General features: G+C 44.7%; 19 protein-coding genes. 12 read left to right on the top strand and 7 right to left on the bottom strand.

The annotated features are described in order from the left end of the window. Positions 1-115: 115 nt before the first annotated feature. A complete protein-coding gene (gene ppc, locus FTU50_RS06035; protein WP_104472326.1) occupies positions 116-2,800 on the bottom strand; it encodes a phosphoenolpyruvate carboxylase in 2,685 nt (894 codons plus the stop codon). 139 nt (positions 2,801-2,939) lie between these two features. Beyond that, positions 2,940-3,551: a TetR/AcrR family transcriptional regulator gene (locus FTU50_RS06030; protein WP_180062680.1), complete on the bottom strand. Its 612-nt coding sequence runs from the start codon at positions 3,549-3,551 to the stop codon at positions 2,940-2,942. Between the two features lie 153 nt (positions 3,552-3,704). Between FTU50_RS06030 and FTU50_RS06025 the strand changes: the two genes are divergently transcribed. The 4 genes from FTU50_RS06025 to dnaJ all read left to right on the top strand — a co-directional run bounded on the left by FTU50_RS06025 (position 3,705) and on the right by dnaJ (position 9,679). Continuing rightward, positions 3,705-4,805 (top strand): efflux RND transporter periplasmic adaptor subunit, encoded by a 1,101-nt coding sequence (locus FTU50_RS06025; protein ID WP_075167670.1) that lies wholly within the window; start codon positions 3,705-3,707, stop codon positions 4,803-4,805. Between the two features lie 2 nt (positions 4,806-4,807). Then, positions 4,808-7,954, top strand: coding sequence for an efflux RND transporter permease subunit (locus tag FTU50_RS06020; RefSeq protein ID WP_180062679.1), 3,147 nt, complete (start codon positions 4,808-4,810; stop codon positions 7,952-7,954). A gap of 131 nt (positions 7,955-8,085) precedes the next feature. Further along, positions 8,086-8,463, top strand: a complete 378-nt coding sequence (locus tag FTU50_RS06015; RefSeq protein WP_005181203.1) for a hypothetical protein — start codon at positions 8,086-8,088, stop codon at positions 8,461-8,463. Positions 8,464-8,569: 106 nt separating this feature from the next. Next, positions 8,570-9,679: a molecular chaperone DnaJ gene (gene dnaJ, locus FTU50_RS06010; RefSeq protein ID WP_104472330.1), complete on the top strand. Its 1,110-nt coding sequence runs from the start codon at positions 8,570-8,572 to the stop codon at positions 9,677-9,679. Between the two features lie 72 nt (positions 9,680-9,751). Here dnaJ and FTU50_RS06005 read toward each other — a convergent pair whose 3' ends face one another. Continuing rightward, a complete protein-coding gene (locus tag FTU50_RS06005; protein WP_180062678.1) occupies positions 9,752-10,024 on the bottom strand; it encodes a hypothetical protein in 273 nt (90 codons plus the stop codon). A gap of 248 nt (positions 10,025-10,272) precedes the next feature. Here FTU50_RS06005 and dapB point away from each other — a divergent pair, with 248 nt between their 5' ends. Both dapB and FTU50_RS05995 read left to right on the top strand, forming a co-directional pair. Continuing rightward, on the top strand, positions 10,273-11,094 hold the full coding sequence (gene dapB, locus FTU50_RS06000; protein WP_016658892.1) for a 4-hydroxy-tetrahydrodipicolinate reductase: 822 nt from the start codon (positions 10,273-10,275) through the stop codon (positions 11,092-11,094). 56 nt (positions 11,095-11,150) lie between these two features. After that, positions 11,151-11,795, top strand: coding sequence for an START domain-containing protein (locus FTU50_RS05995; protein ID WP_016658891.1), 645 nt, complete (start codon positions 11,151-11,153; stop codon positions 11,793-11,795). 98 nt (positions 11,796-11,893) lie between these two features. On the opposite strand, the gene FTU50_RS05990 is transcribed toward FTU50_RS05995, so the two are convergent. The 4 genes from FTU50_RS05990 to FTU50_RS05975 all read right to left on the bottom strand — a co-directional run bounded on the left by FTU50_RS05990 (position 11,894) and on the right by FTU50_RS05975 (position 17,217). Continuing rightward, positions 11,894-13,336: a capsule assembly Wzi family protein gene (locus FTU50_RS05990; protein WP_180062677.1), complete on the bottom strand. Its 1,443-nt coding sequence runs from the start codon at positions 13,334-13,336 to the stop codon at positions 11,894-11,896. A gap of 145 nt (positions 13,337-13,481) precedes the next feature. Next, a complete protein-coding gene (locus FTU50_RS05985; RefSeq protein WP_180069647.1) occupies positions 13,482-15,668 on the bottom strand; it encodes a polysaccharide biosynthesis tyrosine autokinase in 2,187 nt (728 codons plus the stop codon). A 17-nt stretch (positions 15,669-15,685) separates the two neighbouring features. After that, positions 15,686-16,114, bottom strand: coding sequence for a low molecular weight protein-tyrosine-phosphatase (locus tag FTU50_RS05980; RefSeq protein ID WP_180046465.1), 429 nt, complete (start codon positions 16,112-16,114; stop codon positions 15,686-15,688). Beyond that, positions 16,114-17,217, bottom strand: coding sequence for a polysaccharide biosynthesis/export family protein (locus FTU50_RS05975; RefSeq protein ID WP_180069645.1), 1,104 nt, complete (start codon positions 17,215-17,217; stop codon positions 16,114-16,116). The genes FTU50_RS05980 and FTU50_RS05975 overlap by 1 nt, the downstream gene beginning before the upstream one ends. A 315-nt stretch (positions 17,218-17,532) precedes the next feature. Between FTU50_RS05975 and tviB the strand changes: the two genes are divergently transcribed. The 6 genes from tviB (at position 17,533) to FTU50_RS05945 (ending at position 24,607) form a co-directional block, all read left to right on the top strand. Continuing rightward, positions 17,533-18,810, top strand: a complete 1,278-nt coding sequence (tviB, locus tag FTU50_RS05970; protein ID WP_180069642.1) for a Vi polysaccharide biosynthesis UDP-N-acetylglucosamine C-6 dehydrogenase TviB — start codon at positions 17,533-17,535, stop codon at positions 18,808-18,810. An 18-nt stretch (positions 18,811-18,828) separates the two neighbouring features. Next, positions 18,829-19,851: an NAD-dependent epimerase/dehydratase family protein gene (locus tag FTU50_RS05965; protein WP_180069639.1), complete on the top strand. Its 1,023-nt coding sequence runs from the start codon at positions 18,829-18,831 to the stop codon at positions 19,849-19,851. A 9-nt stretch (positions 19,852-19,860) separates the two neighbouring features. After that, on the top strand, positions 19,861-21,039 hold the full coding sequence (locus tag FTU50_RS05960; RefSeq protein ID WP_180069635.1) for a hypothetical protein: 1,179 nt from the start codon (positions 19,861-19,863) through the stop codon (positions 21,037-21,039). Then, positions 21,017-22,051 carry a polysaccharide pyruvyl transferase family protein gene (locus FTU50_RS05955; protein WP_180069632.1) on the top strand — a complete coding sequence of 345 codons (1,035 nt, stop codon included), beginning with the start codon at positions 21,017-21,019 and terminating at the stop codon, positions 22,049-22,051. Before FTU50_RS05960 ends, FTU50_RS05955 begins: the two co-directional genes overlap by 23 nt. A 66-nt stretch (positions 22,052-22,117) precedes the next feature. Further along, positions 22,118-23,209 (top strand): glycosyltransferase family 4 protein, encoded by a 1,092-nt coding sequence (locus tag FTU50_RS05950; protein WP_180069629.1) that lies wholly within the window; start codon positions 22,118-22,120, stop codon positions 23,207-23,209. Between the two features lie 48 nt (positions 23,210-23,257). Beyond that, the gene (locus tag FTU50_RS05945; RefSeq protein ID WP_180069626.1) at positions 23,258-24,607 is read left to right on the top strand and encodes a phenylacetate--CoA ligase family protein; all 1,350 of its coding nucleotides are present in this window, start codon (positions 23,258-23,260) and stop codon (positions 24,605-24,607) included.

The raw sequence follows: 24,607 nt of genomic DNA, 5'->3' as shown, positions 1-24,607 counted from the left end.
GAGGGAATGTATAAATAATAATTATTTTATTCATAAAAAAAGAAATGACAGCTTTATGACTGCTTAAAAATACAGCACATGCAGAACATGTGCTGTATGTTTTTGCCAATTTGACTTAGCCGGTGTTGCGTAATCCGGCAGCAATACCGGCAATGGTGACCATTAAGGCATGATCTACCGGACTATGTTCGGCCTGCTGGCTGTTGAGATACTGGCGGCGGCGTTTCATCAGTTCGGCCTGCAGCAGATGTAGCGGCAGCAAATATGGTTTACGCACTTTCATCGACTGATCCAGCACATCATTGCTGCTGAGTAGCTGTGACTCACCTTTTAGCGCCAGCAAGGTCTGGACCGCATCTTTCAGGCGTTGACGCAGCTCGGCGCCCAAGGCTTTCAGTTCTTCATCTTCAGTCAGATGCGCTTCATAGTAGAGCGCAATATGCCCATCGGCCTTGGACAGAACCATCTCCAGCATATCCACCAGGGTCTGGAAATAGGGCCATTCGCGCAGCATTTCTTCCAGCAGTGCCTGCTGGTCCTGGGCAATCACCTGGTTAATGGCCGCACCGGTGCCCAGCCAGGCTGGTAGCATCAGGCGAATCTGGGTCCAGGCAAATACCCAGGGAATGGCGCGTAGCGATTCAATGCCGCCGCTGACTTTACGCTTGGCCGGACGTGAACCAAGCGGCAGCATTTGCAGCTCCAGTTCCGGGGTCACGGTACGCAGGTATTTCACAAAATGCGGATTTTCCCGCACGGTCTGGCGATAGACCTGCACCGACAGGTCAGTCATGCTGTGCATTAACTGGCGCCATTCCTGTTTAGGAACCGGCGGTGGCAGCAAGGTCGCCTCCAGTGTCGCAGCGGTATAGATTTCCAGATTCTGTAAGGCAATTTCTTCCAGACCAAACTTGAAGCGGATCATTTCGCCCTGTTCGGTAACGCGAATCGCGCCGGAAATGGAACCTGGTGGTTGCGAGAACAGGGCCTGCTGGGTCGGTGCCCCGCCACGGCTGATAGAACCGCCACGGCCGTGGAACAGAGTCAGCTGAACCCCGTGCTGCTGTGCCACAGCGGTCAGTTCTTCCTGGGCACGATACTGGGCCCAGTTGGCCGACATAAAGCCGGCATCTTTGGCCGAGTCGGAGTAGCCAATCATCACCTCATGTTTGCCCTGAATATGCTGCTTGTACCAGTGCATGCCAAACAGGGTGTGCATGGTATTGGCTGCGCCGTCCAGATCTTTCAGGGTTTCAAACAGCGGCACCACGCGTAGCGGCGTTTGAATACCGGCTTCTTTTTGCAGCAATAACACCGCCAGCACATCACTTGGATATTCGGCCATGGAAATAATATAGGCACCCAGCGATTCTGATGGCTGTTCGGCCAGAGTCCGCATGGTGGCAAACACTTCCTGCACATCCGGATGTTCAATCAGGCTCTGTTTCGGTTCCTGCAGGTATTTAGGCAACAGCGGACGTTTGCTTTGCAGTTCCTGTAGCAGGAAATTCTGCCGCGCCTGTTCGGTCCAGGTTTCAAAATTGCCCAGCCCAAGATACTCGGTAATTGCCGAAATGGCCTGACGATGGCGACCAGATTCCTGACGGATATCCAGCTTGAGCAGTTCAATCCCGAAACAGTTGACCCGGCGAATGAAATCCAGCAGCTTGCCATTGGCAATTTCCGGCATGTTGCAGGCCATTAATGAGCGGTGACACAGCAATAACGGGGTCAGCAGTTCCTGTTTGCTTTTAATCACCTGGCTGTCATCGGCGTCCAGGCCTTGCAGCTTTTGCGCCAGCCAGTCACGGGTGGCCGTTAAACGCTGGCGGGTTTCGCGTAAATATTCACGATATGGTTCAGGATGCGGCGTACCAATGGCAGCCAGCAGCTCCGGACTGCATTGCTGGATCGACAGTTCCCAGCGCAAATCTTCAATATCGCGCAGGTACAAATCGGCAGCTTTCCAGCGCGAGAGCCACAGCACTTCCTGAGTCACCTGATGGGTCACATTCGGGTTGCCATCGCGGTCACCGCCCATCCAGGAGGCAAAGCGCAGCGGTGCAATTTCCAGCGGCAGCTGCTGGCCACACTGGGCCTGCACCATGCTGTCCAGTTCCCGGATAAATTTAGGCACTGCATTCCACAGTGTCTGTTCAATGGTGGTAAAGCCCCATTTGGCTTCATCAATCGGGGTCGGGCGATGCTGACGAATTTCATCAGTCTGCCAGGCCGAGCTGATCAGCTGTTTCAGCTCTTCCAGTACCGCCTGACGTTCACGCGGTGTCAGTTTCTGCTGGTCAAAAGCCGACAGGCAGGCATTGATGCCATCATATTTCTGAATGAGGGTGCGGCGGCTAACTTCGGTCGGATGTGCGGTTAAGACCAGTTCAATATTCAGCTCGCAGATCTGCTGGAACAAGGTCTCGGCAGAAATATCGTGCTGCTGGAATTTCTGAAACAGATGATCGAGTGGATTCGGGGAGGGCGCGCTATCATCAAATTCGCTCTGGCGGCGGCTACGCACCACATGATACTGCTCGGCAATATTGGCAAAATTTAAAAAGTGGGTAAAGGCACGGGTCAGCGGCAGAATTTCTTCATCTTCCAGACTGGACAGCAGTTGTTCGAGTTGTTTTTCTGCTTCAATCTGGCCATCACGGGCGCCTTTGGCCAGCGCACGAATCTGTTCGACCTGATTAAACAAATCTTGTCCGGCGTGCTGTTTCAGGGTATCGCCCAGTAAATTTCCCAGCAGACGCACATCTTCGCGTAATGGAGCAGCAATTTGTTGAATCATTTTTTTCCCTCTCCAGAGTTCCTGTTTTGACTATACCCGGAATTCGTGACAATCCAAGCCAAGATAAGGCGAAAGTCGGATAATTTTTATCCGGAAGCGCTGCAAAAAAGCCGGTTTTGTTCAAGGCTTAGGCAGCCAGTCACTCGGAGATGGCTTGCAGGAACAGCTGGATACTGGACTGGATCAGCTGCTGCTGTTCATCGGCGGCCGGAATCGGACGGATGCCGAGCAAAATTTCATGATGGCGCTGACCGAGTAACAACGACAACATCAACTGGATTAACTGTTCTAGCGGCATCTGCTGGATAAAACCTAAATCAATGGTCTGCTGGAAAAAGTGCTGCCAGACTTGGTTCAGCTTCTGATGCGAAGCCTGATAAAACTGCTGTAACAGCGGACTTTGCTGTGAGGCCAAATCGAGCAGCAGATATTCCAGCTTGATGGCTTCGGGTAAATAGACAATTTCCAGGGACAGCGCACACAGCTGCGCCAGCGCCTGCTGGAAATTGCTGTCGGCACTGAGCTGCGGCGGACGCGCCATAATCAGGGCTTCACAGGTATCTTCAATGGCACAGGTAAACAAGGTGGCCTTGTCCTGAAAATGATTATAGACCGTCAGTTTGGTCACGCCGGCATCGCGGGCAATTTCATTCATGCTCGAACCATGATAGCCCTGCTTTAAAAACAAGGATTTAGCCGATTCCAGAATGCGCTGGCGTTTTTCGAGATCTTTGGGACGTCCGACGTTCATTTGCTGAAAATATCCTAAATAAAATAAAAACAGTCATTGTGTTTTGCTGTTTCTTGCAATTAATGTACTCATCGGTATATTAATTAAAAATTGATCATTTTTAATATATTGCTATTTTGCCTGAAAAACATCTGACAAATAAGAGTCAACCGCATGAGCACGATTAACACGGTAGTTCTCAGCCTGATCCTAGTGTGTAGCACCCTGGTCGGTTGCAGCAAGGACAGCGCCAGCACTGAACAGAATATTCCCTATGTGATGGTGGCCCAGCCCACCTCCAGTCATCAGGCACAAAAAAGCTATGCCGGTGAAGTGCAGGCGCGTCAGCAGACCGCGTTGGCCTTTCGGGTGGGCGGTCAGGTGGTGGAGCGCTATGTTGATGTGGGCGATCAGGTCAAGGTCGGGCAGGTGCTGGCACGTTTAGATGTCAAAGATGCCCAGTTACAGCTGAATGCAGCGCGCGCCCAGCTCGACAGTGCCCAGTCGGCCGCCAAAATTGCCCAAGATGAATTGCAACGTTTTCAGCAGCTATTGCCAATGAATGCGGTTAGCCGCTCGCAATACGATGCCATCGACAATCAGTACAAATCTGCCGTGGCGGCGCTGAAACAGGCGCAGTCCAATTATGCGGTGGCGCAGAACCAGACCGTATATAACCGGCTGGTGGCCAATAAAAACGGGGTGATTACCGCACGCAATATTGAAGTGGGGCAGGTGGTGGCAGCCGGTCAGGCGGCGTATCAGCTGGCAATTTCCGGTGAACGTGAAGTGGTGATTGGCGTGCCGGAGCAGGCCATGAGCCAGATTAAAGTCGGTCAGCCGGCCACAGTCACCTTGTGGTCACAGCCGGATCAGCGCTTTGAAGCCTATGTGCGGGAGATTTCACCGGCGGCCGATCAGTCACGTACTTTTAGTGTCAAGGTGGCGCTGCGTGCTGCCAATCCGGCCATCCAGCTGGGACAAAGTGCGCGGGTGTTTTTAAATGGCAATGCACAGCAGCAGCTGACCGTACCGCTGTCCAGCGTCTCGGCCAATGGCCAGCAGGCTTATGTCCTGGTGGTGGGCGCCAATCATCAGCTACGTAAAGTAGATGTGCAGCTGGGCGCCTATGGCCGTGACAGCGTACCGGTGCTGAGTGGTCTAAAGCCAACGGACTATGTGGTGGTGGGTGGGGTACATCTGCTGCGCGACCAGCAAAAAATTCATCCGATTGACCGGGAAAACCGTGCCGTCAAGCTTCAGGCAGGGGGTTAAGCATGAGCGCACCGCTAAACTTTAACCTGTCGGAATGGGCCTTAAAAAACAAGGGCCTGATTCTGTATTTCATGCTGCTGCTCGGCATTATTGGCATGTATTCCTATTCCAAGCTGTCGCAGAGTGAAGATCCGCCGTTTACCTTTAAGGTGATGGTGGTGCAGACCTACTGGCCGGGCGCCACCGCCAAGGAAGTGTCCTTGCAGGTCACTGACCGGATTGAAAAAGAGCTGATGACCACCGGGCAGTACGAGCGGATTCTGGCTTATTCGCGTCCGGGGGAATCAATGGTGACCTTTATTGCCAAAGATTCGCTGCGTTCCGGGCAAATTCCGGATATCTGGTATACGGTGCGCAAGAAAATCAATGATATCCGGCATGAGCTGCCCCAAGGCGTGCAGGGGCCGTTTTTTAACGATGAATTTGGCGATACCTTCGGCAATATTTATGTACTAACCGGCGAAGATTTTGACTACGCCACCTTAAAAGAATATGCCGACCGCCTGCAGCTACAATTGCAGCGGGTCAAGGATGTCAGCAAGGTCGAACTGATTGGCCTGCAAGACCAGAAACTCTGGATTGAACTGTCCAATACCAAAGCGGCCCAGCTCGGTATTCCGGTTACCGCCATTCAGCAGGCATTGCAGCAGCAGAACAGCATGGCCAGTGCCGGCTTTTTTGAAACCGAAACCGACCGGATTCAGGTCCGGGTCAGCGGTCAGCTGAACAGTGTTGAAGCCTTGCAGCAGATGCCGCTACTGGTCAATGGCACCACCATTCAGCTGGGTGATGTTGCTGAGATTTACCGCGGTTTTAGCGATCCGGCCCAGCCACGGATGCGCTTTATGGGCGAAAACGGGATTGGCATTGCCGTATCCATGCGTAAAGGCGGTGACATTCTGGCGCTGGGGGAGAACCTGGCCAGCGAATTCCAGCGGCTACAACAGACCTTGCCACTGGGCATGCAGCTGCAAAAAGTCTCGGATCAGCCGGTGGCGGTCAAGCACAGTGTTAATGAATTTATGAAGGTACTGGCCGAGGCGGTGATTATCGTGCTGCTGGTCAGCTTTTTCTCGCTCGGGTTTCGTACCGGTCTGGTGGTGGCTTTTTCCATTCCACTGGTGCTGGCAATGACCTTTGCCGGCATGAACCTGTTTGATGTCGGCCTGCACAAGATTTCCCTCGGCGCCCTGATTCTGGCACTGGGTCTGCTGGTGGATGATGCCATTATTGCGGTAGAGATGATGGCCATTAAAATGGAGCAGGGTTATAGCCGGCTTCAGGCGGCTGGTTTTACCTGGAAAACCACCGCTTTTCCAATGCTGACCGGTACCCTGATTACCGCGGCCGGCTTTTTACCGATTGCCACGGCCGCGTCTAGTACCGGTGAATATACCCGCTCCATCTTCCAGGTGGTGACCATTGCACTGGTGGTGTCCTGGTTTGCCGCGGTGCTGTTTGTGCCGTATCTGGGTGATAAACTGCTGCCCGATTTCAATCAGCAGCCACAACAGGCCAGCTGGTATCAGCGCCTTTGGGCACGCCTGCGCAAGCAGCCCGCTCCAGCGCCTGTGGTGCATCATGTCGGTGAGCAGCATGATCCGTATCAGACCCGTTTTTATCAGGGCTTTCGCCGCTGGGTCGATACTTGTGTGACCTATCGCAAAACCGTGATTGCCGCTACGGTAGGCATTTTTGTGCTGTCGATTTTGATGTTCAAGCTGGTGCCGCAGCAGTTTTTCCCACCTTCAAACCGGGCCGAAATTCTGGTCGATCTGAAACTCGAAGAAGGCGCTTCTTTAACAGCCACCGAAGCCGCAGTACAAAAGGTCGAGCAGTTCCTGGCCAAGCAGGAGGGGATTGATAACTATGTGGCCTATGTCGGCACTGGCTCGCCGCGTTTTTATTTACCGCTGGATCAGCAGTTACCGCAAACCAGTTTTGCCCAGTTTGTGGTGCTGGCCTCATCCTTAGAAGACCGGGATGAAATTCGCCGTTCGCTGGATGAGCAGATTCGTAAATTATTACCTGAGGCGCGTACCCGCGTATCGCTGCTGGAAAATGGTCCGCCGGTTGGCTATCCACTCCAGTTCAGGGTTTCCGGTGAAGATCTGGCTCAGGTACGGCAATGGGCGCAGCAGGTCGCAGCTCAGGTCGATGACAATCCGAACACCACCAATGTCCATCTGGACTGGGGTGAACCAAGCAAGATCATTCATTTGCAGATTGATCAGGACCGGGCGCGGCAAATGGGCATCAGCAGTGTTGATCTGGCTAATTTCCTCAACAGTTCCATTCTTGGCAGCGCGATTGACCAGTACCGGGAAAAACGTGAACTGATTGAAATCCGCCTGCGCGGTGATGCAGCCGAGCGGGTCGATGTCGGTTCGCTCAGCAGCCTGGCAGTGCCAACCGCACAGGGCAGCAGTGTACCGCTGGCCCAGATTGCCCAGATTGAATACCGTTTTGAAGAAGGCCTGATCTGGCACCGTAACCGTTTACCGACCATTACCGTACGGGCTGACATCAGCAGCGGTTTACAACCGGCCACGGTGGTAGGGGAGTTAAGCGAACCGTTACAGCAGATTCGCAGCCAGCTGCCAAATGGCTATCTGTTAGAAGTCGGCGGGACGGTAGAAGAATCGGCGCGTGGACAAAGCTCGGTCAATGCCGGTATGCCGCTGTTTTTGGCGGTGGTGTTTACCCTGTTGATGCTGCAGCTAAAAAGCATGTCACGGGCCTGTATCGTGTTTTTAACTGCGCCGCTTGGCATTATTGGGGTGGTGCTGTTCCTGCTACTGTTCAATAAGCCTTTTGGTTTTGTGGCCATGCTCGGCACTATTGCGCTGTCGGGGATGATCATGCGTAACTCGCTGATTCTGATTGACCAGATCGAGCAGGATATTCAGGCTGGTGAAGCGCCGTGGGATGCAATTATCAATGCCACGGTGCGCCGCTGCCGTCCAATTGTGCTGACGGCACTGGCCGCCGTGCTGGCTATGATTCCACTGTCGCGCAGTATTTTCTTTGGCCCGATGGCGGTGGCCATCATGGGCGGATTGATTATTGCGACGCTGCTCACTTTATTCTTTTTGCCGGCCCTGTATGCGCAGTGGTTTAAAGTGAAAAAAAATCAGAATATGGCCTGATTTTATGTCAATATAAGGTGCGAAAGCTTGAAAATTTCAATATAGTAGCACCTTCATTTTTACAATTTTCAATAGGTAAATTTACTGCATATTATAAAACCAAACATGCAGTAAATGGGGTTAAAGCACACATGCAGCAAGATAGCTTAGCCAAGTTACGTCGTTCGATTGCTCTTTCTTACGTCTTCATGTTTTTCGCCCTGTTTACCTTAATTAGCGCTATTTTTGCCTACTGGCTGGCCCGTAAAGTGGTGATGGTCGATCAGACCGAAGTCTGGTTACAGGCCCAGGCACTCTGGGTCATGCGCAATGTCATGATCTACTCCATTTTGGCGGTATTTGCTGCCCTGTGGTTTATTCCGCTATTTTTCTATGCCTGGAATGATGCCACCTGGGTCACTGCGACCACCATTGCCGGTGTGGTGTTTAGCGCCATTGCCTTCTTATATTTACTCAATGCCTGGATCAAAGGCTTAAGTAAATTCATGAAAAACAAGGCGGTGTTTTAAGCGGCCTAAATTTTTTTCGCTGCCTGCCCTTGTAAATCTGGGATAAACCCCAATTTCAGACCTCAGTTGAGTCTTAAATAAAATTCCGTGAGGAGCATCGCCAGACATGGCTAAACGTGATTATTATGAGGTTTTGGGTGTTGCTAAAACCGCTAGTGATGATGAAATTAAAAAAGCCTACCGTAAGTTGGCGATGAAATATCATCCGGACCGTAACCCAGATAACCCGGAAGCTGAAGAAAAATTTAAAGAAGCTTCAGAAGCTTATGAGGTGCTGTCGGACAGCGAAAAACGCAGCATGTACGACCGTATGGGCCATCAGGCCTTTGAAGGCGGCATGGGCGGTGGTGGCTTCGGCGGTGGCTTTAGTGCCGAAGATATCTTTAGCCAGTTCGGCGATATTTTTGGGGGTGCCTTTGGGGGCGGTGGCCGTCAGCAACGTGCGCGCCGTGGTTCGGACCTGCGCTATGTGATGGAACTGACCCTGGAAGAAGCGGTTAAAGGGGTGAAAAAAACCATCAGCTTTACCGCACCTGCACCGTGTGATGCCTGTGATGGTAAAGGCTCGCAAAATCCGAATGATGTTGAAACCTGTAAAACCTGTCATGGTGCCGGTCAGGTACGTATGCAGCAAGGTTTCTTCTCGGTGCAGCAGACCTGTAGCACCTGTCGTGGCCAGGGCAAAATCATCAAGAACCCATGTAATAAATGTCATGGTTCAGGGGTATCTGACCGTCAGCAAACTCTGGAAGTTACCATTCCAGCCGGTGTCGACAATGGCGACCGGGTACGTTTAACCGGTAAAGGTGAAGCGATCCGTGATGGCCAGGCCGGCGACCTGTACGTAGAAGTGGTGGTGCGCGAGCATGAAATCTTCCAGCGTGATGGTGCCGATCTGTATATGGATGTGCCGGTTTCGATTGCCGATGCCGCATTAGGTAAAGAAATTGAAATTCCGACCCTGGATGGCCGGGTGAGCCTGAAAATTCCGGAAGGTACCCAAACCGGTAAACTGTTCCGCCTGCGCGGTAAAGGCGTGAAACCGGTACGTACCAGTATGGTCGGTGATCTGCTGTGCCGTATTGTGGTGGAAACCCCGGTGAACCTGACGTCGCGTCAGCGTGAATTACTGAAAGAACTGCAAGCGACGCTGGATGGCGATAACAACAATTCGTCACCAAAGAAAAAGTCATTCTTTGACCGCCTGTTTGACTAAGCCAGTTGAAACAGCGCGCTCAAACACAAAGGGAGATGAACATCATCTCCCTTTTTTATGGCGAATAAAAAATTAAACCTCTTCTACCGGGTCAATTTCTGCCACCAGCGCATCGTCCTGAGATACAGCCATCTCGGTGCTCTGTTCGCTTTGCTCTTGTTCAATTGCATCAATTAATGCCACTTGTGCTGCTTCTTCTGCCGATACTGCTGGCTGTAAAGTGGTGGTAATGCGGACTTGAGACAGGCTTTCCAAGGTATCACCCGGTTGTAATGGTGGTTCTGCCCAAGCCGAGCTCATCAGTAGCCCCATACACACTGCCATCCCCAGTTGTTTCGAATGCATGCTTGATCTCCTTATAATCTCTATTCTATTCATTCGTGACGGCTAGTCTGCTGCAGCAATTTTGCACTTTTGTGAAAAAACGCGAGAAATCAGAACTTTCTTTTCAATTTCTATTTTTAAATTACCGGGTGCGCGGGTTACGGTTGAGCCATCTTAGTTTTTTTCGGCTTTTTTAGACTGCCGGCTTAGTCTGGGCAGGGAGTTTTGATATAGTAAGGACAATTTCGAATCAACATCAGGAATATGTTATGTCAGCAACTCCACGCATTGGTGTATTAGGTGCCGGTGGCCGTATGGGACGCATCCTTATTCAAGCCGTTGAGCAGGCCGGTTATCAACTTGCAGCTGCGGTGGAACGTCCGGAAAGTAGCTTAATCGGTGCAGATGCAGGCGAGCTTGCGGGCATTGGCAGCCTGGGTGTGAAGGTGGTCGGCAGCCTGGAAGAGGTGGTGAAGCAGTGTGACGTGGTCATCGACTTTACGGCACCGGCAGCTACTGTAAACCATCTGAAAATCTGTCGTGAAGCAGGCGTGGCGATTGTGATTGGCACCACCGGCATGAATGATGAACAAAAAGCCTATCTGGATGAATCGGCAACACAAACTCCGGTGGTGTATGCGGCCAACTATTCAGTGGGTGTGAATGTTTCAATTAAGCTTTTAGAACTTGCGTCTAAAGTGTTTGGCGATACGGTAGATATTGAAGTGATTGAAGCGCACCATCGTCATAAAGTTGATGCACCATCTGGTACTGCTTTAATGATGGGTGAAGCAATTGCAGAAACCTTGGGCCGTGACCTGAAAAAAGATGCAGTCTATCATCGTGAAGGGCATACCGGTCCGCGTGAGCGTCAAAGCATTGGTTTCCAGACCATTCGTGGCGGCGATATTGTCGGTGAACACACCGCCATGTTTATTGGTGAAGGCGAGCGCGTAGAAATTACCCACAAAGCCACCAACCGGATGAACTTTGCTGCCGGTGCCGTGCGTGCTGCTGCCTGGGTGGTCGGTCGTGATGCGCGTAAATATGACATGAAAGATGTCTTGGGTTTTAACGATATTCAAGTTTAAAACCGCTGTAAAATCCGTTATAACAACACTAAAACTAAAATAAGATGAACAATGGAATGAAAAAATGGATTGTATTAGCCGGTGCGCTCGCCATGGCGGCGAGTGTACCTGCCCAGAATTTGCAGAATGCCAAACTCAATATTCATAAAAATAATATTAAGGTCTGGACCTATCAACATCCGCAAAACCCGGTATTTTTGTACAAGGCCGAAACCACTTTTCCGGTCTCGATTGAAAAAGCCGCCGGCCTGATTCTGGATGTCGAGCATGCCATCAGCTGGGTGCCGTATATGGGCAGCGTTAAGGTATTATCGCGTGATGATCAGAAAGGCGAGTTCCTGCTGTATATGGTGCTGGATTTTCCTTTTCCGTTAAAAGACCGCGATCTGGTGGTCAAAGGCAGAATGTTTAAAGATGCCCAAGGTGTGATTCATATTCAGAACAAAGCCGTCAGTCAGGGTTATCCCTTAAACCCGAGCTATGTACGTTTAACCCATTATGAAGGCGACTGGACCTTTCAAAAACTGGGCGCTAACCGGGTTAAGGTCTCTACCTATGGCTATGCCGATCCGGCCGGTTCGATTCCAACCAGTTTTGTGAATATGTTTGTGCAGCAGCAGCCTTATCAGATGCTGCAAAAAATGAAACTTGAGCTGAGTTTGCCGGGGCGCGAGCGGCCCTTGCCGGCGATTTTAAGATAAACAAACCCGTCTTGTTCTAGACAGGTCAGGGATCAGCAGACTCAGACAGCGTATTCAGATAGTGCTGATCTGAGTCTTTAAAACGACCTTTAACTGCTTTAGTAGCTAAACAGTCCTTTTTCCAGTGGGAATTCAATGCCGATTGAGGCACCACCATCTTTACCGTGCAGGTCTGAATCCCCCAGCCAGCCATTCAGTTTAAGTGGAATATCTGGACGTAGGTAATGCGTCCAGGTGATATCTAAAGCTGTTAGCTCATCTTGCTCAGGGAAAGCCGCGTTGGTGATCCGACCCGACCCATTCAGTTTAGCAAACAGTACCCGGCCATGCAGACGGTTTAAAGGATCAAAACGGATATCGCCGCCTACTGAGATCATTTGACCATCGCCACCCATTGCATGGGCCAATGGATAACCATGCTGATAGAAGCCATCGGTATAAACACTATGATTATAGGAAATCCCTTGTGCCTTGCCATTGGTACGGGTATCAGCCCATTCGGTATACAGCTGGTAGGGCATATTCTGGTAACTGGATGAATAATCCACCCCGGCCAGATACATTTTTTTCGCGGGCAGGCCGCCGGCTTCATCTTCACCGACATACTGGGCATAGACACCCAGCGGCATTTGCACTAAAGGTTGTAGGTTTAAACGCGCATCAAAACCGGCAATCTGGTTCGATGGATCGGGTTCACCTGTGCCACCATTGTCTTTGTTGCCAACAAACGCATCCCAGAGTGAGCTCAAGCTTTCCGGACGTCCTTCACCCCCCCACTGAATGGCGCGTGAAGCCCCCAGTTCCAGATAGGGAAGCGGTTGAGCAGTAACACGCAGGCCAATCAGTTTGGCATCCGGGACCGCATCATAATTGTCCAGTTGACCGGCAAAGGCCTGATATTGCCATGGCCCAATCCAGGACAGCCATTTACTGCTAAAAGCAGTCTGTTCTGCCCGCTGTGCAGTAATACCATAGACTGGGCGGCTGGCATCGCCACGAATCAGACTCCCCTCATGACCGGGTCCCCAATAGGTCGGAATCTGGCCGGCAATCAGCCATTGATTCCAGAGTTTCCCGGCAATATAAGAGCCTTCAACATTCACATCCTGATCATGATCAATCTGAGGGTCTTTTTCGGCATTCACCCGTAACCGGGCATCCCATTGGCTGCCGCCAGCATTCAGTTCCAGACCAGCCTGATATTGTGATTTTTCCTGATCACCAAAGGCTTGAGGCAGATACTTATGATCAGTTTCTGCAAATAGCGCAGCTTTCAAGAGCTGATTATCGGCATTTAAATGGGTGAGGACAGCATCCAGCACTTTTTGCTGGACAGAATTACTGATTTTCGCCTGAGACAGGGCGCGCTGAATTTCATCACCACTCATGGGCCAGGTGGAGGTGCTAATCTGAATCACCCCTTGCTGACTCAGCCAATTCAGGTCGGTACGCAGGTTCTGGTCATTCAGCACAATCCCTTGGGCAAAGGTCAGGGATGAGCTGAGGGCAAGGGTCGCAAGCAATATTTTTGATAGACGCATTTTTGATTCTCAGGAGTTTTTTGCTCTCCACACCATAGGCGGACGAGTTTATTTTTTCAATGCAAACTGTTGAGTAGAGTTGTAATCCGGGAAGATTAAAAATCCCGCCGTAGCGAGATTTTTAAAGCAATCGGTCACTGCAAAATTAGTCATTATCCTTATTGGCTTTATAGGCATAGGAATAGTTATAGCCATAACCATAGCCTGCACTAGAGCGCTGAATATCATTCAGGATAATACCATTGACTTTCACGCCCGCCTGTTCAAAACGGTTGATGGTCAATTCAAGCTCTTTCATTTGTGTCTTGGCATAGCGTGCAATCACCAGATTTACCCCGGCATGCTGGGAAATAATAATCCCGTCTGTGACCGCCAGAATTGGTGGAGTATCAATCAGAATATGATCATACTGTTCTGACAGTTGATTCAACATGGTACTAAATTGTGTGGTGCTGAGCAGTTCAGACGGGTTGGCCGGACTCTTGCCACGGGTAATTACATCCAGACCGGATACTTCCGTAGTTTTAATGACCTGGCTTAACTCGGTCTGACCATTTAAGTAGTCTGCCAGACCCGGTTGAGCTTGCTGATTAAAATATTTATGCAAATAACCGCGGCGCAAGTCCCCATCAATAATCAGTACCCGTTTCTGGCTTTGCGCCAGAATGGTGGCCAGGTTGGTTGAAATAAAGGATTTACCGACTTCCGGTGCAGGACCAGAAACCATAATAATATTGTTCTTGGCACTGCTTAAGGCAAAATGAATGGCAGTACGCATGCTGCGTAGGCTTTCAATGGCAATATCATCACTATTTTTAACCGCAAGAATAGGAATATTCTTTTTCTTCTTCAGCAGTTTAATCCGGCTTTCCTGTACAGGCGAACGCGGTACAGTGGCATACACCGGCAAGTCCAGTTCATTTTCAATTTGGGTAGAATCCTTAACGCCACTACGTAGCATATTACGTAATAAGGCCAGCAGTGTACCGAGGAAACCGCCCAGGAAAATCGACAGAATCAGGATCTGTAATTTCTTTGGCTTAATTGGTTCAATCGGTTCTACTGCGGTATCGACAATACGCACATTGCCAATTTCACCGGCTTTGGCAATACGCAACTGCTGATAAGAATTAAGCAGGCCGGTATACAGCTGTTGCTTCACTTCCACTTCGCGGAACAGTTGCAGGTACTGGCGTTGTAATTCTGGTAAGCGTCTTAAGGTGCCATCTAGCTCATTAATCTTTTTATTAATTGCTGATAATTGCGCATTCATTTGCTGCATGATTGGGTGTTCAGCCGTATATTTGGCCGAGGCTTCAGCCACTTTCTGTTCCAGCTCGGCTTTTTGGGTTTCCAGGGTCACGCTTTGGGTCAGATACAGCTCTGATTCCTTGGTGACATCGACCGTATTGTACTGCTGGCGGAAACGGTTAAATTCACGTTCAGCGACATCCAGTTGTTGTTTTAGTTCAGGCAGCTGATCTTCCAGGAATTTTAAGGTTTGTGCGGTTTCAGCCGAGCGACGTTCAATATTCTGTTGACTATAGGCCGCTAAAATGGCATTGAGCACCTGGGTAATATGCTGCTTGTCGGTACCCTGGTAGTTGAGGCCCAGCACACCGGTCATTTTGCCTTTTTCGGCCACCGAATAGTCAGCGAGTAAGCTACGAACGGCTGCAGGCAGGCTTTGCTTTTGGATCAGGTAAGTGCTATCAAAGCTGTCCTGACTATAAATACCGACTTTCCATAGGCCATATTCAGACTGTAATTGACTGACTTGGTTTAAAGGCGCTGAAAAAACTACTTGTTCGGTTTCTTCATCCGTCAGGCTGTATTTGCCTTGTGAAAATTTGAGGATTAAGTTTTTATCTTGAAAGTATCGCGGAATATCGAACTGGCGAATATCAAAGCTTTTCTGGTTGTCTTTAAACAGTACGGATTTGCCTGAATATTCACTGTCATATTCATGCTTATTCAGTAAGCGGCTCCAGAAACTGTCTTCTGTACCATGAATGTGAATATTTAAATTCAGGCGATCAATAACGGTACCGAGTACCAGACGCGATTTCAGAATCTCAATTTCGGCCTGAGCCGGTGATTTCTGCTCAATCATATCGGACAAATCGCCCAATAAGGCGGCAGATGCCCCTTTATTTTCTTCGACCTGAACCAGTGCATCGACCTGATAGGTGTCTGGTGTGGTTCTTAAATAAAGTAAGGCACAGACCAAACTTAAAATGACACAGAGAGCAATCAGTTTCCACTGGGCAATTAAGGAGAAAAACAATTCCTTCAGGTCAATGGTATCTTCTGTATTGGTATTTTGGCTCATAGTCTTTTGTTCGAAAGTTAAATATATTTTTTCCAGTCTGCAATGCAGGCCTGAATGAGCTGGCAGGTGTTATCAAATACTGCCTGATCATGCTGGTAAGGATCGGCCACATTTTTACTTTGCCAGTGGCCGAGTCTAAAGGTTTTACCTTTGGCAAAGGGCCAGGTCTGTTCCACATGTTTTTGCTGATTCTGACTCATGACTAAAATCAGGTCGGCTTTCTTGACCAGCTCGGCATTCAGCTTGCGGGCCACATGCGGGCTCATATCAATCCCTAAACGCTGCATGCACAGGCTGGCTTTGTCATCGGCTGCATGACCGACCAGCCCGGAAATACCGGCAGATTCAATTTGTAAATGCGGAAATTCCTGTTTTAAAAAGTATTCCGCCATCGGGCTACGGCAAATATTGCCAATACAGACCACCAGAATATTGTTAATTTTCATTATTTACCCAAATTATCTAGTTGATAAACGACACTAGAGAAAGGAATAAGCTGATTCACGACACGTTGCCAGCGCGCAAGGCCCGATGCATCGACATAGACAATATCATTACTGCGCATTTTAAACTGATTAGCCAGACCAAAGTCGGCAATGCTGGTTAAGTCCAGATGATAGACTTCGGTTTGCGCACCACTTGGCTGACTGCGTAACACATAAATTTTACTACGGCTGGCCGACAATGGATTTAAGCCCAGACTTTCACCGAGGACATCACTCAGGCTCATGCCCTGATCTCGAAGCGGTAAAGACTGATTTTTACCCGACTCACCCATGACATAGATTTTCTGGTTTTCGCGGCTGTTTACATAGAGGGTGTCATTGGGTTGAATGAGCAGATTATGTAAAGAAAAACCGGCTTGTTCCAGCTCAATACTGTTTAAATGATAGGTTTGCCCCTGACGTACCAAGGTAATAGAGGCATTATTGCCTTGCTGGGCATTGACACCACCCGCCAGACCTAAAGCGGTATAGACACTGGTCGGCTGATCACTTAAATAGAACTGGCCGCCTTTCATTACATTGCCCTGTACCGAGTAACGTTGTCCCTGATAAGACAGAACCCGTGCTACTACATCAGGCGTTTTTAAATAACGCGATAACTGACTGCGCAGCTCACGGTTTACCTGACTTAAAGATTTACCGGCAGCTTTATAGCGACCAATAATCGGGAATTGAATATAGCCACTTTGGTCAATTTGATAGCCATTGGCCTGAATGGCCTGTTCATTACTAATAGTATTGGTAGGTGGGGTAATTTCTGGGTAGGCCCATAAATAGATCGACAGAATGTCACCTGGACTAAGGTTATAGTTGCGATGTGACTTGGTAAACAGGTGAGCATAATCTTGCTGAATATTTTGTACGGCCGGTTGCAAACCGAGTACAGTATCTTGAGTAAGTCGGACCACATTCACCGAAGTCCCCAAGTCTGTTTGATAGACACCTTCTGCCGGTAAGTCATAGGTCTGTAAGCCGGAGGTGACCGCACACCCGCTTGCTGTCACCAGAAAAGACAGTAGAATTATAGATTTAAATTGTCTCACACGTATTCCCGTTCTCGATTTTTCTAAAATCATAAAAAATAAAAAATAGTTTACCGAAGTTATTTTAAGGGTATATAACAAATTGTAAGTAGATTGCGAAAGTATACGCAAGCACAGCCAGAAAAATGAGCAAAAAGTATCTAAATTGTGAGACACCGCAAAATTAAACAAAGATCATTTGCAAAAAACTGACACAAAAGGAAGCATTTTAGATTTTTTGGCTAAAAATCATAACAGAATATTCATGATTTTCTGCTAACATTCCTGCCGAAAGATTTACTCTTCATAAATATAGTATATAAATAAGGCGTTAAAATGCTGCAGCTCACTGAATTGAAAATTGCCGTTATTGGTTTAGGCTATGTTGGTTTACCACTTGCCGTGGAATTTGGAAAAAAGGTTCCAGTAATTGGTTTTGATATTCATCAAAAACGCATTGAAGAATTACAAAATGGCCAAGACCACACTCTAGAAGTGTCACCAGAAGAGTTACAACAGGCGACCCAGCTTTCTTATTCAGCCAATTTAGATGATTTAAAAAGCTGCAACTTTTTTATTGTGACAGTCCCTACACCAATTGATGACTATAAACAACCCGATTTAACCCCGCTTATTAAGGCTTCGACCAGTATTGGTCAGGTGTTAAAAAAAGGCGATGTAGTGGTGTATGAATCTACTGTATACCCAGGCGCAACTGAAGAAGACTGTATTCCGGTATTAGAAAAGGTTTCAGGTTTGAAATTTAATCAGGATTTTTTTGCAGGCTATAGCCCAGAACGGATTAATCCGGGGGACAAGTTGCATCGTGTCACCAATATTTTAAAAATTACCTCAGGATCTACCCCAGAAGTCGCAGACTTTGTCGATCAGGTCTATAACCTGATTATTGAAGCTGGTACCCATAAAGCAACCAGTATTAAAGTCGCTGAAGCAGCAAAAGTTATTGAAAATACCCAGCGTGACGTCAACATTGCACTCATTAATGAGCTAGCTGTGATCTTTAATAAAATGGGAATTGATACCGAAGCGGTGCTGAAAGCTGCGGGCACAAAGTGGAATTTTTTGCCATTTCGCCCAGGTTTGGTCGGTGGCCACTGTATTGGTGTAGACCCATATTATTTAACCCATAAAGCGCAGTCTATTGGTTATCATCCTGAAATTATTTTAGCGGGTCGCCGTTTAAATGATGGTATGGGGGCGTATGTAGTAACCCAGCTGGTCAAGGCCATGATTAAGAAAAAAATTCAGGTCGAAGGTGCCAAGGTTCTGGTTTTGGGCTTAAGTTTTAAAGAAAACTGCCCGGATATTCGGAATACCAAAATTATTGATATTGTCAATGAACTGACAGAATACAATATTGCTGCCGATGTGTATGATCCATGGGTAGATGCAAGCGAAGCTCAACATGAATACGGAATTACTCCAGTCGCAAACCTGGAACAGGATCAGTATGATGCTGTGATTCTGGCCGTTGCCCATGATCAGTTTAAAGCTATGGGCGCTGAAGCATTACGTGCCTTGGGCAAGTCCGCACATATTTTATATGACCTGAAATATGTACTGGATCAATCTGAATCTGACCTTCGTCTGTAATTTATAGGGACCATAAAAATGAGCCAATATCAGACCGTATGTGAGCAATTAAAACAAAATCCTAAAACCTGGTTAGTAACAGGTGTGGCTGGTTTTATTGGCTCTAACCTTTTAGAAACCTTGTTAAAGTTAGATCAGACTGTGGTGGGGTTAGATAACTTTGCTACAGGTCACCAGCATAATTTAGATGAAGTCCAAAGCTTAGTGGCAGCTGAGCAGTGGGCAAAATTTAGCTTTATTGAAGGCGATATTCGTAACTTGGAAGACTGTCAAAAAGCCTGTGCGGGTGTGGACTATGTATTGCATCAAGCGGCTTTAGGCTCTGTACCACGTTCTATTGCAGATCCAATTACTACAAATGCTGCCAATATTACAGGCTTTTTAAATATGTTGGTGGCAGCACGTGATGCTAAAGTATCTAGTTTTACTTATGCCGCCAGTAGTTCTACTTATGGTGATCACCCCGCCTTACCAAAAGTCGAAGAAAATATTGGTAACCCGCTTTCGCCTTATGCGGTGACTAAATATGTAAATGAACTGTATGCCGATGTGTTTGCACGTACTTATGGTTTTAAAGCCATTGGTTTGCGTTATTTTAATGTGTTTGGGAAACGTCAAGACCCGAATGGTGCTTATGCTGCGGTGATTCCAAAATGGACTGCAGCCATGATTGTGGGTGATGATGTTTTTATTAATGGTGATGGTGAAACCAGCCGAGATTTTTGTTTTATTGAAAACACGGTGCAGGCCAATATTTTAGCTGCTACAACACAAAGTGAAGAAGCGAAAAACCAAGTTTATAATGTAGCAGTGGGTGACAGAACAACATTAAATGATTTATTTAATGCGATTAAAATTGCACTGAATGAAAATGGGGTGACCTATACTAAAGCACCTATTTATAGAGAGTTTCGTGAGGGTGATGTAAGACACTCACAGGCAAGTATTGAGAAAATTAAAAACTTATTAGGTTATGAGCCACAATTTGTGATTTCACGAGGTATTGAAAGTGCTATGCCTTGGTATATAAAGTTTTGTTAATTTGATAATATGAATATTTTAAACATATTTTCAAAGTATTTTAGGTATTTTGACCAAGCAATATACTCTCTTGCTACACTATTATTGAGTATACTCGCACCTTTGTTTTTTTTTGAAGATAAAGCTGCAGAGATTTTATATTTAATATCATTTTTACTTTTGTTTCTTGCAGGTACAACGGCTTTTTTTGTAACTCCTATTTTATCAATATATGATGATAGTAATAGTTTGGTTTCTAAAGTATTTAGATTGTTTTCTTATGTACTTATTTTTGGTTTCTTAATTGTATTCTCTTTAAGCGATTTGTTAGATATTAAAAATATATATTTTTATTACTTTTCTTTTATGTTTTGTGCTATTGAGCTTTTGAGACGAATTTTTATTAGAAAAGATTTCAATGTTTATAGTTTTTACTTATCTAGCGGTATGTTTGTTATATTTCTATTAGCATACTTTATTTCAAGCTTTTATTTTTTTGATTTTTGGATGGTTTTATTTTATCTTTCATTTTTTTTAGTCCTTTTGGGATTTTTTATTTATAAAAAAAATGTCGCAGTTAAAGTGTCCCTTGATAAGAGTTTTTTAAATAGAGTTTTTGAAATAGGCTTTATTTCGATGGGTTCTTTTTTCTTAATGTGGTGTGCGACACAAGGTATATTTGTTGTTTTTTATAATGGCTTGGAGCATGCGGTTTTTGTTGAACAAAAAGTTATATTTAGTGTCTTGGGTTTTTTTAATATTGTAATGGTTGTTCAAGAGAATAAATATCAACCTTTATATGCTAAAGCTGTTGTTGGTAGTGATGTTTTTAAGATAAGAAGTTACGATAGAAGCGTTAATTTTGAAGGTTATGCGCTTTTATTTATTTGCTTTATATTATTTATTTTGTTTTATTTTATGAAATATTCTTTTTATATTTCATTTTTTATTTTTGCTTTATATAGATTTTTTTTAAGTATATCTAAGATTAATGTTTATTATATAAGAGCTATTGGTAAGTTTAAATATTTGTTGTTGGCAAATATGATTGCACTTTTAGTGACTTTTGTGGTGTATTTATTGGGTTTTTTGGTTGTTTTTTATAACTATCAAATTCCCTTATATTTTTTAATACACTCTTCTGTTTTTCTGATTACAACTTATTTTTTTAGAAGTAGAGATTTTTATGCAAAACATTGGAATATTTAACACTGCAATAGGGTCAAGTAATTTGGGGGACCATATTATTATGGACTCTGTTTTAAAAGAAATGTCTGCATTAATAAATAATAGACAGCAAATACATTTTTCAAGTCATGATGCACATTTATACAATGCATTGAAACTTCAAAAAATTGTAAAATATAATTTATTATGTGGTACAAATTGTTTGGGCTCAAAAATGTGGTATAGACCTAGTTGGGCTGTCAATATATTTACTGCAGGCTTTATAAAGCCAACTATTACGCTTGGAGTTGGATGGGGGGCATATCAAAAAGATCCTGATTTTTATTCAAGAAAACTTCTTAAAAAGCTTTTAGTTTCAGATGGAATGTTGTCGGTTAGAGATGAGTATACTAAACAAAAGCTTGAGAAATCAGGTTTTGATAATGTAGTTAATACAGCTTGTTTAACAATGTGGGGGCTTACTAATGAGAAATGTAAGTTAATTATGGAGAATAAACAAAATAAGGCATCAAAAGTAGTATACACATTAACTGACTATGCTCCAGATTTTAATTTAGATTTTTTTAGTATAAAAACATTGTTGGATAGTTATGAGAAGGTTTTAATCTGGATTCAAGGTGCAAGAGATTGGAGCTACTTCAAAGCAATTGTCGAAAAGGAACTACAGTTTTTTTCAAATGTTAAAAATCGAATTGAGTTAATACCTCCAGTTTTAAGTACATATGATAATATACTAGCTCAAGGTGATATAGACTATGTTGGAACACGGTTGCATGGAGGAATTAGAGCTTTACAAAAAGGAGTGAGAACAATCATTATTGGGGTTGATAATCGTGCTTTAGAAAAAAAGAAAGATTTTAATCTTCCAGTAATCAATAGAAAGGATGTTGATGGATTGAAGGATTTTGTAGAGGCATCTTATGATTTAAATATTAAATTGCCAGAGCAGAATATTGCTAAGTTTAAAGAATGGTTCACTTTATACAATAATTCATTTAATGACGATTTTTTATTTAGTAACTACAGTTTGTAAGATGTTTTAAAAACTTAGATTTTGATTTTTTGGTTAATTACTTTGATTGGATTTGGTGATTTATATATGAATATATTGCATTTTATATCTTCCCCTGCTTCAGGAGGAGCTGAGGTTTATGTAAAAGATCTAGCAGAGTGTTTATCAAAGCAAGGACACAATGTTCATATTGTATTTTTAAGCTCAGCTTCAGATATAGGAAGAAATATAGAGTATGAAGAAATTTTTTTAAATAATTTAAAACTAGCAGGTGTTAAAACTTTTATATTAGGCAATGATGTCCGAAAAAAACCTTGGTTGGGTATGCTTCGTATAAAAGAATATGTTGTAAAACAAAAAATTGATATTTATCACTGTCATTTAGCATTTGGAATCATTTTTTCTACGTTAATTAATATTCCTGTCGTATATACACATCACTCAATGGAACCACGTTGGGGCGGTTTTTTATATATGGTTTTTAATACTCTTGTAGATGAGTATGTTGGAATTTCTAAAAAATGTGCTGAAGCTTTAAGTGGCTATACTAACCGCAATGCTAATACAATCACTAATGCTGTTTCAGAAGATAAATTTATTGGATATAAGCGTATTAGATCACCAAGTGACATTATTAATATTGTAATGGTTGGCCGTATATCCGAACAAAAAGATTATATGAACATGCTGATAGCTTTGACTTTAATAGACGAAAGGTTGAAAAGCAAATTTAGAGTACGAATTGCTGGTGAAGGTGATCCTATTTTGAAGGCTCATCTTATTGATTTTGCAAAAAATAATGCATTGGGAGAGGTCGTTGATTTTATTGGTGTTAAAACGAATATTCCAGAATTTTTATACGAGTCTGATATATTTCTTATGAGTTCAGCTTGGGAGGGGTTACCTATAGCTTTAACTGAAGCTGCAGTGTCTGGATTGCCTTGTATTGTAACAGATGTTGGAGGATGTGCTGAAGTTATTGAGAATAGTAAAAATGGTGTAATCGTACCTCCTAAAAATCCACAGGCTTTAGCTGATGCTATAGTTGGTCTTATCAGTCAGCCTAAGCTTATAGAAGAATATTCTCGCTGTGCTATTCAGAACTCTACTCAGTATTCAATTGTTAAAGCAGCACAGCTTCATTTAGACTTATATAGTAATATGCTAAGAAAGAAGTAAATATTGTGTATTTACATTGTTTAATTTATACAAATATCGAGCTTGAAAATGTCACTTAAAGAAAGCCTAGTTCGTTTTAGCCCTCATTTCGTTCAAAATTTGGCAGTTACATTATTTAATGTCTATCAGTATAAGACCAGACATGGTGGAAGTTATACTTATTTTAGAGAGTATTATAAAAAAGCAGAACATTTCTCAAAAGAAGAGTTAGAACAGGAAATTAAGATCAAAAAAAGCAACTTTTTTTCTTATGTTTTGAATAATTCAGGGTGGTATAAAGAAGAAAAATTAGACATTTTAGAGCGTGTTAAAATTCTTGAAAAAGAAGAGATTATTAATAATTTAGATAAAATAAAAACAATAAGTGAGTCAGAAGGTCTTGTGAGTTTAACAGGAGGTACAACAGGTGCCTCTATGAAAGTGATTTATACGAAAAAAGATATGCAGGAACGATTTGCTATACTTGATCACTTTCGAGCACAACATGGTTATGAGTTGGGTAAAAAAACAGCATGGTTTTCTGGTAAGAATTTGGTTACCCAAAAGGACATATCGAAGGGTATTTGTTCACATTATGACTTTGTAAACAAGATTAGGTTTTATTCTACGTTTCTAATTAATGAAAAAAACTTTGATGTATATTGGAAATCTTTAAACGAATTTCAGCCTGAATTTCTGGTAGGCTTTCCATCTAGTGTTTTTGAAATTTGTCAAATTGCTAAGGCTAGAAATTTAAAATATACAGGCAAAGCAAAAGTTTTTTTCCCAACCGCAGAAACAGTATTAGCAGAACATAGACAAGTAATTTCTGAAGTTCTAGGGTGTAAGCTGGTAGATCAATACGCCTCTTCAGAAGGTGCACCATTTATACTAGAGTGCGCTGCTGGGAGTTTGCATATTCATCCCTTAACAGGGATTTTTGAAGTTGTAGATGAAAGTTTGAACCCAGCTAAATCTGGTCAGATGTTAGTCACTTCTTTCACTACTTATGGAACCCCACTCATAAGATATAGAATTGGTGATTCCATCACTTTAGCAGACGCTTCAAAGCAATGTTCTTGTGGATCTATCTTTCCATTAGTAGAGCGGATAGAGGGGCGTACTAATGATTATATTCTTTCGCCTACTCATGGTAAGGTAAATTTAGGTAATATTAGTAACTCGACTAAAGACACTAAAGGGATTGTGTGTTTTCAGCTTATCCAAAATAGTATTGATCATATTGAAGTCAGAATTGTAACAAGTAAAGACTTTGATAAAAAACAAGAGTTAAATTTCATTTCTTCACTGCGTGAAAGAGTTGGTAATGAGATTGAATTAAGTATTAGATATGTTGAAGCTATTGATAAAGAGAGAAGTGGAAAATTTAGAATTGTTAAGAACTTAATTGGTAAGTAG

Source organism: Acinetobacter sp. YH12112 (genome assembly GCF_013418945.1).
GTDB lineage: Bacteria > Pseudomonadota > Gammaproteobacteria > Pseudomonadales > Moraxellaceae > Acinetobacter > Acinetobacter indicus.
Note: the sequence above shows the minus strand (reverse complement) of the source record. Positions and strands in the feature narration are given on the sequence as shown.